At 74.6% G+C, this 14,687-nt stretch carries 12 protein-coding genes, 1 tRNA gene and 1 other RNA gene; 9 read left to right on the top strand and 5 right to left on the bottom strand.

From position 1 onward, the window contains the following. Positions 1-10: 10 nt before the first annotated feature. Together ABD979_RS13800 and ABD979_RS13795 are read right to left on the bottom strand one after the other, a co-directional pair. Complete coding sequence (locus tag ABD979_RS13800) at positions 11-769, bottom strand: class I SAM-dependent methyltransferase (protein ID WP_345508062.1); 759 nt, start codon at positions 767-769, stop codon at positions 11-13. A gap of 82 nt (positions 770-851) precedes the next feature. Next, positions 852-3,668 (bottom strand): DNA polymerase III subunit gamma and tau, encoded by a 2,817-nt coding sequence (locus ABD979_RS13795; RefSeq protein ID WP_345508061.1) that lies wholly within the window; start codon positions 3,666-3,668, stop codon positions 852-854. Positions 3,669-3,865: 197 nt separating this feature from the next. On the opposite strand from ABD979_RS13795, the gene egtB reads away from it, so the two are divergent. The 6 genes from egtB (at position 3,866) to ABD979_RS13765 (ending at position 10,141) form a co-directional block, all read left to right on the top strand. Then, positions 3,866-5,155, top strand: coding sequence for an ergothioneine biosynthesis protein EgtB (gene egtB, locus ABD979_RS13790; RefSeq protein WP_345508060.1), 1,290 nt, complete (start codon positions 3,866-3,868; stop codon positions 5,153-5,155). Further along, positions 5,152-6,132 carry an L-histidine N(alpha)-methyltransferase gene (gene egtD / locus ABD979_RS13785; protein ID WP_345508059.1) on the top strand — a complete coding sequence of 327 codons (981 nt, stop codon included), beginning with the start codon at positions 5,152-5,154 and terminating at the stop codon, positions 6,130-6,132. Before egtB ends, egtD begins: the two co-directional genes overlap by 4 nt. Before the next feature lie 109 nt (positions 6,133-6,241). Beyond that, the gene (locus ABD979_RS13780) at positions 6,242-6,703 is read left to right on the top strand and encodes a DUF3817 domain-containing protein (RefSeq protein WP_345508058.1); all 462 of its coding nucleotides are present in this window, start codon (positions 6,242-6,244) and stop codon (positions 6,701-6,703) included. A 111-nt stretch (positions 6,704-6,814) separates the two neighbouring features. Beyond that, positions 6,815-7,471, top strand: coding sequence for an ABC transporter ATP-binding protein (locus ABD979_RS13775; protein ID WP_345508057.1), 657 nt, complete (start codon positions 6,815-6,817; stop codon positions 7,469-7,471). A gap of 14 nt (positions 7,472-7,485) precedes the next feature. Next, entirely contained in the window at positions 7,486-8,898 is a 1,413-nt protein-coding gene (locus ABD979_RS13770) for a hypothetical protein (RefSeq protein ID WP_345508056.1), read from the top strand. A 55-nt stretch (positions 8,899-8,953) separates the two neighbouring features. Further along, entirely contained in the window at positions 8,954-10,141 is a 1,188-nt protein-coding gene (locus tag ABD979_RS13765) for a GNAT family N-acetyltransferase (protein ID WP_345508055.1), read from the top strand. Between the two features lie 177 nt (positions 10,142-10,318). On the opposite strand, the gene ABD979_RS13760 is transcribed toward ABD979_RS13765, so the two are convergent. Then, the gene (locus ABD979_RS13760; RefSeq protein WP_345508054.1) at positions 10,319-11,533 is read right to left on the bottom strand and encodes an MFS transporter; all 1,215 of its coding nucleotides are present in this window, start codon (positions 11,531-11,533) and stop codon (positions 10,319-10,321) included. 73 nt (positions 11,534-11,606) lie between these two features. On the opposite strand from ABD979_RS13760, the gene ABD979_RS13755 reads away from it, so the two are divergent. Further along, on the top strand, positions 11,607-12,689 hold the full coding sequence (locus tag ABD979_RS13755) for a LacI family DNA-binding transcriptional regulator (RefSeq protein ID WP_345508053.1): 1,083 nt from the start codon (positions 11,607-11,609) through the stop codon (positions 12,687-12,689). Positions 12,690-12,712: 23 nt separating this feature from the next. Here the strand turns inward: ABD979_RS13755 and ffs are convergent. Then, positions 12,713-12,809, bottom strand: an RNA gene (gene ffs, locus ABD979_RS13750) — signal recognition particle sRNA small type. Between the two features lie 117 nt (positions 12,810-12,926). On the opposite strand from ffs, the gene ABD979_RS13745 reads away from it, so the two are divergent. Continuing rightward, positions 12,927-13,436 carry a hypothetical protein gene (locus ABD979_RS13745; protein WP_345508052.1) on the top strand — a complete coding sequence of 170 codons (510 nt, stop codon included), beginning with the start codon at positions 12,927-12,929 and terminating at the stop codon, positions 13,434-13,436. 51 nt (positions 13,437-13,487) lie between these two features. On the opposite strand, the gene ABD979_RS13740 is transcribed toward ABD979_RS13745, so the two are convergent. Continuing rightward, positions 13,488-13,572: transfer RNA gene (locus tag ABD979_RS13740), tRNA-Ser, on the bottom strand. A 93-nt stretch (positions 13,573-13,665) separates the two neighbouring features. On the opposite strand from ABD979_RS13740, the gene argF reads away from it, so the two are divergent. Then, the gene (argF, locus tag ABD979_RS13735; protein WP_345508051.1) at positions 13,666-14,673 is read left to right on the top strand and encodes an ornithine carbamoyltransferase; all 1,008 of its coding nucleotides are present in this window, start codon (positions 13,666-13,668) and stop codon (positions 14,671-14,673) included. Positions 14,674-14,687: the final 14 nt, after the last annotated feature.

Here is a 14,687-nt window from a genome sequence, read left to right as displayed (position 1 = left end):
GGGCCCGGGCTCAGGCGTGGGCGCGGACCGCCCAGGCCGACGCGCGCACCTCGAACGGCGCGGGTGGCAACAGCTGCCGGCAGCGGTCGCGCAGGGCCGCGCGGGCGGGCTCGGCGAGGCCGTGCACGTAGTCGCCGGCCGGGCCGACGCCGAAGGTGTAGGGCTCCCACCAGTCCTCGAACGTGTCGTGCTTCACGACCACGGTCAGCAGGGAGTCCTCGACGAGGACGAGGCCGGCGGCGTCGCAGAACTGCGCGAGCTGCCCCTCGCGGGCGCCCGGCAGGTCGCCCTCGCCGGTGGCGTCGGGGTCGAGGTCGCGCGCCGCCTGCCAGAACGTGTGCAGCGGCCCGTCGTCCCCGGCGAGGTCCCAGACGCAGGCCGCGACGGTGCCCCCGGGCCGGGTGACCCGACCCATCTCGCGCAGTCCCCCGACGGGGTCACGCATGAAGTGCACGACGAGCTGGGCGAGGGTGACGTCGAAGAGGTCGTCCGGGTAGGGCAGCCGCTCCGCCACCCCGGTCTGGACGTCGAGGGTCGGGAAGCTGCGGCGCAGGGCGGCGATGAAGTGCGAGGAGGGGTCGACCGCCGACACCCCGTCGACGCCCAGCCGGTCGACGAGCACCCGGGTGAGCGCGCCCGTCCCGCAGCCCACGTCGAGCGCCCGACCGGAGCGGGCCACGCCCGACCAGTCGGCGAAGCGCGTGGCGAGCGGGCCGGAGTACCGCCCCATGAAACGGTTGTAGGCCTCTGCCGCAACCTCGAACGTCACGCTGAGACGCTACCGCCGGGCGTCGGGCACCGACGCGAAATGGTCGAGGTCCCAACGCCGTCCGCGACCGGGAACCCGCGGGTCAGTCGCCGAGCTCCTGCACGACGCGGCCGCCGAGCACCTTCTCGATGACGGCCCGGCCGACGTCGCCCGACTGCTCGATGTCCTCGTCGTCGTCGCTCACGGCGGAGTCGTCGGTCATCGGGGCCCGCGGCTCGTCGTCGTCGCTGGGCCGGGTCCCGGCCGAGCGGGAGCGGGCCGCGGCGAACGACTGCCGCACGGCGCTCGCGCCGCGGACGGCTGAGTGGGTCGGCGCCTCGTCCGTCGGTGCGGGCGCTGCTGCCGGCGCGCCGGTCGCGTCCGCGGCGGCAGGCGGCGTGGTCGCGTCGGGAGCCGGTGCGGTCGCCCAGTCGGGGGCGGGGCCCGTGGCCGACCCCCAGCCGGCGTTGTCCTCGAGGGAGCGACCGGCGACCGGGCTGAGCCCGGCGTCCGCGAGCGCCGTGGCGCCCCGCGGGCCGGCGCTGCCACCGCGTCCCGACACGGCCGGACCGGCGTTCGGACCGCTGCTCTGGCCGCTGCTCCGGCCTGCACCGGGGCCGTGGGAGGCGTTCGGGCCGGACGCCCCCACCCCCGGGCCCGACGAGCCCGACGGGCCCGCGGGGCCTGACTCGTGCCCTGCCCCGGCGTCGCCCCACGACGGGCGGGCGCCACCGCCGTCCGGCGACGCGGCCGCCGGGCCGGGCTGTCCGGCATCCTCCGCGGGCATGCCCTTGGTCGGCGGGTCGGGCGGGCCGGGCGGCACCGACCCGGCCGGGGGCGCCACGGGGTGCTGCTGCGAGACCGCCTCGACGTGCACGCCGTCGACGACGGCGTCCACACCGAGCTCGTCGATGAGCGCCTGCCGCACGATGTCCGCGTGGTTGCCGGCCCGGAAGGTCTGCGTCAGCCCGACCGTCGCGATGCCCAGGGTCAGGGTGCGCCCGTCGAAGGCCGTGACCTGCGCGTTCTGCGAGACGAAGGTCCAGGTGAGCCGGCGCATGGTGAAGATCCGCCCGAGCACGTTCGGCCAGGCCCGGCGGATCGCGTCGGTGTCCATGCCGCCCACGGGCGCCGCCGGGGCCCCGCCCGTGGAGGTGCCCGTGGAGGTGCCCGTGGCAGTGCCGGTGGAGGCACCCGGTGCGGTGTCGGGCCCGGCGTCAGCCACTGCGCCAGACCGTGCGTCCGACGGCCCGCCGGACGCCTCGGGCTCACCCTCCGGCGCGGCGCCGGAGAGGTGGGTGGCGGTCACGCCGGGCTCGTCGACCGCCGAGGGACCGCCGACCGACTCCTTGGGTGCCACGACCGGTGGCGCCCCCACCTCGGCGCGAGCCGCGTCGACGCGACCGGCGTCACCGGGTCCACCGGGTCCGCCCGATGCACCGGGTCCGCCGGGTCCCCCCGATCCGCCGGGTGCGGTGGGACCCACCGGACCCGCGGGTGCGGTCGCACCCTCGGTGGCGGGGACGGCCGAGCTGCGCCCGCCACCGCCCATGCCACCGGCCGAGAGGGCCGGACCGTCGCCACGGGTCACACCGCTGGAGGGCGGCGTGTAGTCGGCGACCGTGCGCGCGGGAGCCGAGACGACCGGACCACCCGGGGCCGCAGCGGGCGTGGCGGGCGGGGCCGGAGGTGCGCTCAGCGGCATACCGACGGGCGGAGCGGCCGGTGCCACGTCACCGCGGGCGGCACTGGGGACCCCACCGACGTCGAGCCGGCGCTCCAGGCGGTCGAGGCGGGCGGCATACCCCTGCTCCCCGGAGGCAGCGGGCAGCAGGATGCGCGCGCAGATCAGCTCGAGCTGGAGGCGGGGGGCGGTGGCCCCGGTCATCTCGGTGAGCCCGGTGTTGACGATGTCGGCGGCGCGGGAGAGCGCGCCGGGCCCGAACGCGGACTGCTGCACGCGCATCCGCTCGAGCTGGTCCTCGGGCACCCCGCGGAGCACCTGCGAGACGCCCTCGGGCACGGCGGCGACGATGATGAGGTCACGCAGCCGCTCGAGGAGGTCCTCGACGAACCGGCGGGGGTCGTGACCCGACTCGATGACCTTGTCGACCTGCCGGAACGTCGCGGCGCCGTCGCCGGCCGCGAGCGCGTCGACGGTGCTGTCGAGCAGCTCCTCGTCGGTGAAGCCGAGCAGCGACACGGCGCCGTCGTAGGTCAGGCCCTCGGGACCCGACCCGGCGATGAGCTGGTCGAGCACCGAGAGCGAGTCGCGCACCGACCCGCCGCCAGCCCGCGTGACGAAGCTGAGCACGCCCGGCTGGGTCGCGACGTGCTCGGACTCGAGGAGGCGCTCCATGTAGCTCGTCAGCTTGGCCGGCGGCACGAGGCGGAACGGGTAGTGGTGCGTGCGCGAGCGGATGGTGCCGATGACCTTCTCCGGCTCGGTCGTCGCGAAGACGAACTTCACGTGCTCCGGCGGCTCCTCGACGATCTTGAGCAGCGCGTTGAAGCCCTGCGGCGTCACCATGTGCGCCTCGTCGATGATGTAGATCTTGAAGCGGCTCTGCGCCGGGCCGTAGCTGGCCCGCTCGCGCAGGTCGCGCGCGTCGTCGACGCCACCGTGGCTCGCCGCGTCGATCTCGATGACGTCGACCGAGCCCGACCCGCCGCGGGCCAGGGCGACGCACGAGTCGCACGTGCCGCACGGCGTGGGCGTCGGGCCCTGCTCGCAGTTGAGGCAGCGTGCGAGGATGCGCGCGCTCGTCGTCTTGCCGCAGCCGCGGGGGCCGCTGAAGAGGTAGGCGTGGTTGACCCGACCCGTGCGCAGCGCCTGCATGAGCGGCTCCGTCACGTGCTCCTGGCCGATGACGTCGGCGAAGCTCTCGGGCCGGTAGCGGCGGTACAGGGCGGTGGCCATGCCCGAAACCCTAACCGTCGGGGCCGACGCCGGGAACGCGGCCGAGCGGCACATCGGACCGGCAGCCGGGACGCCGGCAGGTGAACAGGTTCTTACGGGCCGCAGGTCGAGGAGGCGGCTGTCAGCGGGTATGCCTAGGCTCGATGTACCGGTTCGCAGCGCACCGTGCGCCTGCGGCCCATGGAGGAGGTCACCCCATGCCCGGCCCGACCTGGGACGCCGACACGATCGTCGCCCGCTACGACGAGGTGCGAGCCCACACCGAGACGCTCGCCGCCCCGCTCTCGCCCGAGGACCAGACCGTCCAGTCGATGCCGGACGTGTCGCCGACGAAGTGGCACCGCGCCCACGTGACGTGGTTCTTCGAGACGTTCGTGCTCGCGCAGCACGAGCCGTCGTTCACGCCGTTCCAGGACCAGTACTGGTTCCTCTTCAACAGCTACTACGAGGGCGTCGGGCCCCGGTACGCCCGCGCCGAGCGGGGCCACATCACGCGCCCGGGCGCCCACGACGTCGGCCTCTACCGCGCCGACGTCGACGCGCGGGTGCGCGACCTCGTGACGACCCTCGACGGCGGCTCGCTCGAGAAGCTCGCCCCGACGATCGAGCTCGGCTTCCACCACGAGCAGCAGCACCAGGAGCTGCTCCTCATGGACATCAAGCACGTGCTCTCCGTCAACCCCCTCCAGCCCGTGTATGCCGGCACCCCCCTCGCGCCGTCCGCGCCCGACGCGCTCGGCTGGGTCGACGTCGAGGGCGGCCTCGTCGAGGTGGGGCACCGCGGGGGCGGGTTCGGCTTCGACAACGAGCTGCCCCTGCACCAGCAGTGGCTCGAGCAATACCGGCTCGCCGACCGGCTCGTGACGAACGGCGAGTGGCTCGACTTCATGGCCGACCGGGGCTACGAGCGCCACGAGCTGTGGCTCTCTGACGGCTGGGGGAAGGTGCGCGACGAGGGCTGGCGCGCGCCCTTCTACTGGCGCGAGGTCGACGGCGTCTGGTTCGAGCACACGCTGAGCGGCACCCGGCCGGTCGACCCGGGACTGCCGGTCAGCCACGTCAGCCACTACGAGGCCGACGCCTACGCGACGTGGGCCGGAAAGCGGCTGCCCACCGAGGGCGAGTGGGAGCACGCGGTGGTGGCCGACGGCCAGGTCGAGCCGTCGCCGGAGGCCGCCAACCTCGCCGACCGCACGACCTTCCACCCGCGCCCGGCCGGTCCGGCGACCGGCCACCTGCGCCAGGTCTTCGGCGACTGCTGGGAGTGGACGAGCTCGGCCTACCTCGCCTACCCGGGCTACCACCCGCCGGCCGGCGCCATCGGTGAGTACAACGGCAAGTTCATGTCGGGCCAGATGGTCCTGCGCGGCGGGTGCGCACTGACCCCGCCCGGGCACGCCCGGCTCAGCTACCGCAACTTCTTCCCGCCCGGCTCGCGCTGGGCCCTGAGCGGCGTGCGCCTCGCCGACGGCGGTGCGCGCCGGTGAGCCGGCCCGAGCCCGTGGTCACCGTCGCCCTCGACCCCGACTGGGCGGCCGGCGCGCTCGTCGCCGACGTGCGCCGCGGCCTGGGGTCGCAGCCGCGCACGCTGCCGCCGAAGTGGCTCTACGACGACGCCGGTTCCGACCTCTTCGACCGCATCACGCGGCTGCCGGAGTACTACCCGACCGAGTGCGAGCGGGCGATCCTGCGCGAGCACGCCGACGACATCGTGTCCGCCTGCGACGCGACGACGGTCGTGGAGCTCGGCAGCGGCACGAGCGACAAGACGCGCACCCTGCTCGACGCCTTCGCGGCGGCCGGCAGCCTCGAGCGCTTCGTCCCCGTCGACGTCTCGGAGCAGACGCTGCGCGATGCCGCCGCCATGCTGTCCGAGCGCTATCTTGCCGTGCGGGTCGAGGCGCTCGTGGGCGACTTCACCCTGCACCTCGGCCACCTGCCCCGCGGTGGACGCCGGCTCGTCGCCTTCCTCGGCGGCACGATCGGCAACTTCTACGTCGAGGAGCGCGCGGCCTTCCTCGGGGCCCTGCACGACAGCCTCGAGCCGGGCGACTGGTTCCTGCTCGGCACCGACCTCGTCAAGAGCACCGACCGGCTCATCGCCGCGTACGACGACGCCGAGGGCGTCACGGCGGCGTTCGTGACGAACGCCCTGCACGTGCTGAACCGCGAGCTCGGCGCCGACTTCGACGTCGAGGCGTTCTCCTACGTGCCGTTCTGGGACCCGCGCCAGGAGCGGATGGACCTGCGCCTGCGGGCCGACATGCCGCACCGCGTGACGATCCCGGGTGCCGACCTCGTCGTCGACCTCGCCCACGGCGAGGAGATCCGCGTGGAGATCTCGACGAAGTTCCGCCCGGAGCGGCTGCGCGACGAGCTGGCCGCCGCGGGCTTCGAGGCGGAGCGCACGTGGACCGACCCGGCCGACGAGTTCGCCCTGACCCTGGCCCGCCGACTCCCCTAGCCCACCCCCCAGCCGGGTCGCCCTCCGGAGGGGGGCGGATTGGGCGATCGGGCGAGGCGTGGGCGAGACTGGTGCGACTCGAGTACGACACGACGTAGGAGACGCCCGCATGACCCCTCGCACCCTCTACCGCCGCCTCGCCCTCGCGGAGGTCGTGACGTGGGCCCTGCTCCTGCTCGGCATGGTGCTCAAGTACGGGACGAGGACGACCGACCTGGGCGTGCGCGTCTTCGGCCTCGTGCACGGCGTCGTCTTCATCGCCTTCTGCCTCGTGACGGTGCTGCTCTGGGTCAACCAGCGCTGGAGCGCCCGCGAGGGCGTGCTCGGGCTGCTCAGCGCCGTCCCGCCCTTCCTCACCGTGTGGTGGGAGCGCCGCCTCGAGCGTCGGGGTCGGCTCGACGGCGGCTGGCGCCTCGGCCGCGACGGCGAGGCGCCGCGCAACCCCGCCGAGCGAGTGGTGGCCGCGCTGCTCGCGCGCCCGCTCGTGGCCGTGGGCGTCGGCATCGTGGCCGTGCTCGCCCTGACCGGCGTGGCCCTCGTCGTCGGCCCGCCCGTCGGCAAGCAGGGCTGACCACTCCCCGAGGGGGCCGGCGCCCCAGCCGGTCAGCGCGCTCGGAGGCACACGGCATACGGTGACGTGGGAGCTCGACCGGATCGAGGAGCACGACGAAGGGACGGGTGGATGGCTGCGGTCGCGGTGCTGACCGGCGAGGTGCGGGCGGTGGGCGTCGGCAAGACGATCGACGAGACGACCCTGCTGCTGCCCACCGACGTCACGGCCGACCCGGGCGAGTGCGTCGTGCTGCGCGGGCCGAACGGGTCGGGAAAGACGACGCTGCTGCGGATCATCGGCGGCCTGCTCGCGCCGACGACGGGCACCGCGACGATCGGTGGCCGCGACGCCGACGAGCGCGACCGCGCGGTGCGCGCCGCCGTCGCCGCCCTGCTCGGCGCCCCGACGACGTATCGCGACCTCACCCTCATCGACCACCTCGTCCTCATCGACTCGACGTGGGGCGCGGAGCCCGCGACCTCCGACGAGCGCGGCATGGCCCTGCTCGACCGCCTCGGCGTGGCCCACCTCGACGACCGTTTCCCGCACGAGCTCTCCTCCGGCCAGGAGCAGCTCTTCCGCCTCGCCCTGACCTTCGCCCGCCCCGCGAGCGTCGTGCTGCTCGACGAGCCCGAGCAGCGCCTCGACACCGCCAAGCGCCAGGTCGTCGCCGAGCTGCTCCGCGAGCGCACGGCCGCGGGCGCCACGGTCGTCATGGCGTGCCACGACCCCGAGCTCACGGCGAGCCTCGCCACCCGGGTCGTCGACGTCGTGCCGGCCCGGTGACCGGGGCGCCCGCGATGAGCTCCCCCACCGAGCCGGACCCCGACCAGCCCGACGGCGTCGCTCTCGCCGAGTACGACGACCACGACCTGCTCGGCCAGGCCGACTGGGTCATCGGCGGCGAGGCCGCGCGCAAGGCACGCCAGCAGGGGCTCTATGCCGGCTACGTCCTCTTCCTCGGCGCCCTCGTCTACGGGCTGCCGATCGTGCAGACGGTGTTCCGCACGACCGATGCCGGCTCGCTCGGTGAGCAGCTGCGCTCGCCCGTGGCGATCGCGCTCCTGCTCGCCTCGGTGGCGGCGCTGCTCGGCGCCGTCGTCTTCGCCGGCCGCTTCCGGGGCCCGGTCGTGCCGCCGATGCCGTGGATCGACCTCGTGCTCGCCGCACCCCTCGACCGGGCGCTCGCGCTGCGGCGCTGGTGGCGCTATGCCGCCGTCGGCGGCCTCTTCGGCGGGGCGCTCAGCGGCCTGACGATCGGCGCCGGGCTCGCCTTCGCCCAGCTCGCCGGCATCGGCACGATCGTCGTCACCACCCTCGTGGGCACCGCGCTCGGCGTGCTCACGGTCCGGCTCTGGCTGTGGTCGCAGGTGCGCTCCTGGCCCGGCCCCGACCGCAGCCTCACCCTGCTCTGGCGCGTGCCCGACGCCCTGCGCGAGCTGCACGCCGAGTCGCTCCGCGCGCACTCGGCCAACACCTCGACCGTGGCGGGGTCGGCCCTCACCGGCAACCTGCGCACCGCCCGGCTCGCGCTGACCCGCCCGGTCCACCACGGCCGGTCGGCCCGGCTGCGCGGCGGCCGACCCTTCGGCGTGCTCGTGCGCCGCGACGTCCTCGGGCTGCGCCGCACGCCGGGTGCGTTCCTCTCGGGCCTCGGCCTCACCCTGCTCGGCGCCGCGATCGTCACGTGGGCGTTCACCCAGCCGGCCGCCCCGAGCATCGCCGCGACGATCGGCCTGCTGCCGCTCTACCTCGGCTTCGGGGCGTGGGCCGAGGGGCTGCGCCTGCAGGCCGACAACGTCGGCACGCCCTCGCTGCTCGGCACCGGCGAGGTGACCGAGGCCGTGGCCCACGCCGTCGTGCCGACGGTCCTCACGGCCGTCGTGCTCGGCGGCTGGCTCGCCGTCGCCGCGGCGTCGGGCACGCTCACCGTGACGACCCTCCTGTCGCTGTGGCTCGTGCTCGTGCTCGTCGTGGCCGGCAACGTGCTCGCCGCCTTCCGTGGGTCACCGACCTTCATGCTGCGACCCCAGGTCGTCATCACCTGGTACGCCGTTCCCGCCCTCACCGTCGTCGTCCTCGGCTCGCTCGTGGCGGTGTTCACCAAGTCCGGCAGCTACACGTGGCTCTCCGCCGTCAGTTGGATCGTCTACGCCGTGCTCGCGTGGGCGGTCTCGCGGGTGCGCCGGCTCACCTTCGAGCACCGCGCCTGAGCGCGCGCGACATCCCGGTCGCGGCCGCGGGCGGCCACTCGTTAGGTTCGGGTGCATGAGCGAGCTGCGCACCCGCGACGTCGTCGAGTCCGACCTGCCTGCCGTCCTCACGATCCGCGGCCGCTCGTTCGGTCCGCTGGGCAGCGGGGGCGACACGTGGTGGCAGCGGGTCTCGGCCGAGACGCTGGGCGGCCGGATGATCGCCGTCGTCGACGAGAACGACACGATCCTCGGGGCCGGGCGGATCCGGCCGTTCGAGCAGGCCTGGGGCGGCCGTCACCTGCGCATGGGCGGGGTGGCCGGCGTCTACGTCGAGCCGAGCGCCCGGGGCCGCGGCGTCGCCACCGCGCTGACCCGCGCGCTCATCACGCGCATGGGCGAGCTCGGTGACGTCGTCTCGTGCCTCTTCCCGACGACCGCCACGCTCTACCGCCGCTCGGGTTTCGAGGTCGGCGGCACCCAGACCCGCACCACGTATGCCGGCCACCACCTCCGCTCCCTCGGCGCCCTCGGCGGGCGCTCGGGTGGCGACACCACGGTGCGCAGCGCCACACCGGACGATGCGGCGGCCCTCCACGCGCTCGCCCGCGAGGCGCAGTCGCGGCATGCCGTGAGCGGCCCGATGCTGCCCTCGGTGGCACGGCTGGCGGAGGAGCTCGGTGGGGGCGAGCTCACGAGCTACGTCGTCGACGACGGCTTCGTCGTCTACGACCTGTCGGAGGACGCCCTGACGGTCGAGCAGCTCGTGGCGGGCTCGCCCGCGACGGCCGCGGCGCTCTGGGGCGTCGTCGGGTCGGGCTCGTCGGCCATCCCGACCGTGCACACCCACCTCGACCCGCGCGACCCGGTGGCGCTCGCCCTCGGCGGCCTCCCGGCGGCCGAGGTGCGCCAGGTCCCGTGGATGGGCCGGGTCATCGACCTGGCCGCAGCCGTCGCCGGCCGTGGTTTCGCGGCCCCCCTCGTGGCGGAGGCGGAGCTCGTCGTCGACGACGCCGAGGCACCCGCCAACGCCGGCGCCTGGCACCTCGAGGTCCGGCACGGACGGGGCACGGCGACCCGCACCGGCGACCAGGCTGCCGGCTCGGCCCTGCACGTCGGGGCTCGCGGCCTCTCGGCGCTGTGGTGCGGCTGGTCGGTCTCGCGGCTCCGGCAGGCCGGGCTCGCGACCGGCGGCACCGCCGCAGGCGATGCCGCCCTCGACGCCGTCTTCGCCTGCACGCCCTACATCACCGAGTACTTCTGAGCCGCCGCCCTCCTGGGCGGCCGCCTCTTGGACGCCGCCGCAGCGGGTCGAGGTGAAATCTCGCCACCCGGCGCGGCGGCACACCTCGACCCACAGCCGACCCCAGCGGGTCGAGGTGGGATCTCGCTGCCCGGCACGGCCGTACACCTCGAACCAGGGGCGGCGGGAACCGACCGGTCAGGCGGAGGCGTGCTCCCGGGTCTGGGGCTCGCGCACCGACGGCAGGGCGAGGAGGGCGACGACGGCCATGGCCCCGACGACGAGCAGCGAGCGCAGGATGCCGACGTGGTCGCCGAGGAAGCCGAGCAGGGGCGGGCCGGCGAGGAAGGCGGTGTAGCCGATCGTCGACACGACGCTCATCCGGGCGGCGGCGCGCGCCGGGTCGTCGGCGGCCGCACTCATGCCGACCGGGAAGCCGAGGCTCGCCCCGACGCCCCAGATCGCCGCACCGACGAAGGCCAGCACCGGGCCGCCGAAGACGACGAGGACGCAGCCGACGACGGCGGCGACGAAGAGGACCCGCAGCACGGGCACCCGGCCGCGGCTGTCGAGCACGCGGGTGCCGACGAGCCGGCCGGCCGTCATCGCGGTGAGGAAGACGGCGAACCCGACGACGCCGACCCAGCGCTCTAGGCCGTAGCCGTCGGCGAGCGCGACGCCGATCCAGTCGTTAGCCGTGCCCTCGGTGAAGGCGGCCGCCAGCACGACGACGCCGATGAGGAGCGTGCGCGGCTCGCGCCAGGCCGACGCGATGCCGGCCTTCTGCTTGACCTCGGCGCCGGACTCGTCGACCTCGACCGAGCGGGGCAGGAAGGCGCGGAGGAACCACGGCGTCACGGCGAGCACCATGACGACGACCCCCACGAGGTGGGCGAAGATCGAGACGTGCAGGGCCGAGAGACCGGCGCCGACGAGCGCGCTGACGACGGTGCCGCCGCTGAAGGCCGCGTGGAAGCGGGGCATGATCGCCCGGCCGAGCAGCCGCTCGACCGAGGCGCCCTCGAGGTTCATGCCGACGTCGAAGACGCCGACCCCGATGCCGACGAGGAAGAGCCCGGCCATGACGACCGCGCGCTCGTGCACGAGGTCGACGCCGATGCCGACCCCGACGAGGCCGACGCTCTGCACCGCGGCGGCCCCGAGGAGCGTGCGGGCCGCGCCGAGGTGGTGGACGATCCACCCCGAGAGGGGCAGGCCGAGCACCGACCCCAGCGACGCCGCGAGGAGCGTGACGCCGAGCTCGCCGGCGGAGAGGCCGAGCTCGTGCTTGAGGTCCGGCACGCGGGAGGCGAAGGCCGCGAAGGCCGCCCCGTTGACGGCGAAGGCCGTGAAGACGGCGTTGCGGGCGGTGCGGACGACGGGTGCCGGCGGGGCGCTGGCGGCGGCGGACATGCGACAAGCCTCTCAGTGGGACGAACCGGTTTCGAATCGATTCGACTCGAAACGTTTCGATAGCATGCCTCCCATGGTCGCCCACGGTCAAGCCCGCCCGACGCTCCGCGACGTCGCCGACCGCGCGGGCGTCTCGGTGTCGACCGCGTCGCTCGTCTTCAGCGGCAAGGGTCCGGTGGCGACCGCCACGGCCGAGCGGGTGCGCGCGGCCGCCGACGACCTCGGCTTCACCGGCCCCAACCCACTGGCCTCCTCGCTGCGCCAGGGCCGCGCCGGTGCCGTCGGCGTGCTCGTCGAGGGCCGGCTGCAGGCGGCGTTCCGCGACCCGTTCGCCGTCGCCGTGCTCGACGGGCTCGCCGAGGAGCTCGAGCGCGTGCCGACCGGCATGCTGCTGCTCGCCCAACCCAGCGACGACGTCGACGCCGTCGTGCCCCAGCTCGCCGGCCTCGCCCTCGACGCCGTCGTCTTCTCCCTCTGCGGGCCGGGTGACCACCCGGCCGTCGACCACCTGGCCGCGCGCGGCATCCCGATGTTCAGCACCGGCGTGCCTGCCGACCGCCGCGTGACCCAGGTGCGCATCGACGAGCGGGCCGCGTTCGCCGAGGTGTCGCGGCACGTCCGGTCCCTCGGGCACCGCCGGGTCGCGTCGGTCGCGATGCCGCTCGGCCCGATGGGCGAGCCCGGCCCGATCCGCGAGGAGCGCGTGCGCGAGGCGGACGTCCAGATCCCGAGCATCGGCAGGACACTCGGCTTCCGCGACGTCTTCGGCCCCGACGCCCCCGTCGTGCAGACCGGCGACGGCTCGTCCGTCGAGGGCGGGATCGCCATGGGCCGCGCCCTGCTCGACGTGCCGGCTGCCGAACGCCCGACCGCCGTCGTCGCCCAGTCGGACGTCATCGCCGCCGGCGTCATCGTCGCGGCCGAGGAGCTCGGCCTGCAGGTGCCCACTGACGTCAGCGTCACCGGTTTCGACGGCGTCGACCTGCCCTGGCTCCCGCACCGCATCACGACGATGGATCAGCAGGGTCGCGCGCGCGGGCGCCTCATCGGCACCCTCGTGCGGCGGCGCCTCGACGGCACGCGGCCGCGGAGCACCACCTCCGCGGTGACGCTCCGCGAGGGCACCACGACGGCCCCACCGCGCGACGGGGCCTGACGGCATAGGCCGGCATCCGGGGGAAAAGGGACACCCCGCGTACCTGGAAGAGCTCTCCTACCCTTGCTGCATTCCTGCCCTGGGGGAGTTCGGAGAGGTACCACCACGCGGGGTGCCGACGGCCAGTATATGCCGGGGCTCCGTCAGCCGGAAATCCGCCCGGCCGCGCGGCGGGACCTTCGCCTCTGGCGGGCGTCCGGGGTCCCGGCGAGGGTGGAGGAGCCGAAGGAGGTCGCCATGTCGACCGTGCAGGAGCACCGCTCCGAACCCCCAGACCCTTCCACTCCGGCCGCTCCCGCCGAACCGGCCACGCAGCCCGCCCGTGCGCCGGGGTGGCTGCTTCCCGTCGGCACCGGCGTGACCGGACTGCTCGTCGCCGCCGCGACGTTCGTCGTGTCGGACGCCGACGTCGCGGCAGCCTGCTGGACCGCGGGCTTCACGCTCGTCCTCGTCGCGCTCGTCGTCGCCGTCGTGGGCACGGTCCACCGGCGCGGCGACCGGCTCTCGGCGCTGCCGACGAGCCGGGCCGGGTGGGTCGCGCTGGCCTGCTTCGCCACCGGCGCGGTCCTGCTCGCGACACCCGTCGCCGTGATCAGCCTCGGTCTCGGACTCGTCGCCGGGGTCGCCGGGCTCGAAGCGGTGGCCCGGCAGCGGGAGCGTTCGCTCGCCGTCATCGTGCTGCCGCTGCTCGGCGCCACGTTCGTGCTCGCCTTCGTGCTCGGCGAGGTCCTCCTCGGGCACGAGTGACGGGACGACGACGGCCCCCGGCGCGCTGGGCGCGACGGGGGCCGTCTCGGGCGGAGGATGGGGGATTTGAACCCCCGAGGGTTTTATCCCAACACGATTTCCAATCGTGCGCACTAGGCCACTATGCGAATCCTCCGTGGGGGAGGCTACCCGAGTCAGGGCCCGCCCAAGAAATCGGCGACCTGAGACCGGATTGCCGCGCGCCGACCGCGCCTGAAAGCATCCGGTCATGTCGCTCGCCGCACTCCACCGCCGCAACCTGCTCAAGGAGATCGACCTGACGCCGGAGGAGTTCCGGGCGCTGCTCGACCTCGCCGCCGACCTCAAGGCCGCCAAGCGCGAGGGACGGGAGGAGCGGCGCCTCTCCGGCAAGAACGTCGCGCTGCTCTTCGAGAAGACCTCGACGCGCACCCGCTGCGCCTTCGAGGTGGCCGCCGCCGACCAGGGCGCGAGCACGACCTACCTCGACCCGAGCGGGTCGCAGATGGGCCACAAGGAGTCGGCCAAGGACACGGCGCGCGTGCTCGGCCGCTTCTACGACGGCATCGAGTACCGCGGGTCGGGCCACGACGTCGTCGAGACGCTCGGCGCCCACGCCGGCGTGCCGGTCTGGAACGGCCTGACCGACGACTGGCACCCGACGCAGTCGCTCTGCGACGCCCTGACGATGCGCGAGCACGCCGGCAAGCCCGACGCGGAGATCGCCTACGCCTACGTCGGCGACGCGCGCTTCAACATGGGCAACTCGCTGCTCGTGACGGGCGCGATCCTCGGGATGGACGTGCGCATCGTGGCGCCGCGGTCGTTGTGGCCCGCCGACGACGTCGTCGCCGTCGCGAGGAGGTATGCCGCCGAGACCGGCGCGCGCGTCACGCTCACCGAGGACGTGGCGGAGGGGGTGCGCGGCGTCGACTTCGTGCACACCGACGTCTGGGTCTCGATGGGCGAGCCGGCCGAGGTCTGGGCCGAGCGCATCGACCTGCTCATGCCCTACCAGGTCAATGCCGAGTTGCTCGCCCTGACGGGCAACCCCTCGGTGCGCTTCATGCACTGCCTCCCCGCCTTCCACGACCTCGAGACGAAGGTCGGCGTCGACGTGCACGAGCGCTTCGGGATCAAGGAGCTCGAGGTGACCGACGACGTCTTCGAGTCGGACGCCTCGGTCGTCTTCGACCAGGCCGAGAACCGGATGCACACCATCAAGGCGCTCATGGTCGCTACGATGGTCCAGCTCTGACCCGGTCCCGCGTG

Source organism: Terrabacter aeriphilus, assembly GCF_039542985.1.
Classification (GTDB): domain Bacteria; phylum Actinomycetota; class Actinomycetes; order Actinomycetales; family Dermatophilaceae; genus Terrabacter; species Terrabacter aeriphilus.
The sequence above is the reverse complement of the archived record's forward strand: the minus strand, read 5'-3'. Positions and strand labels throughout refer to the sequence as shown.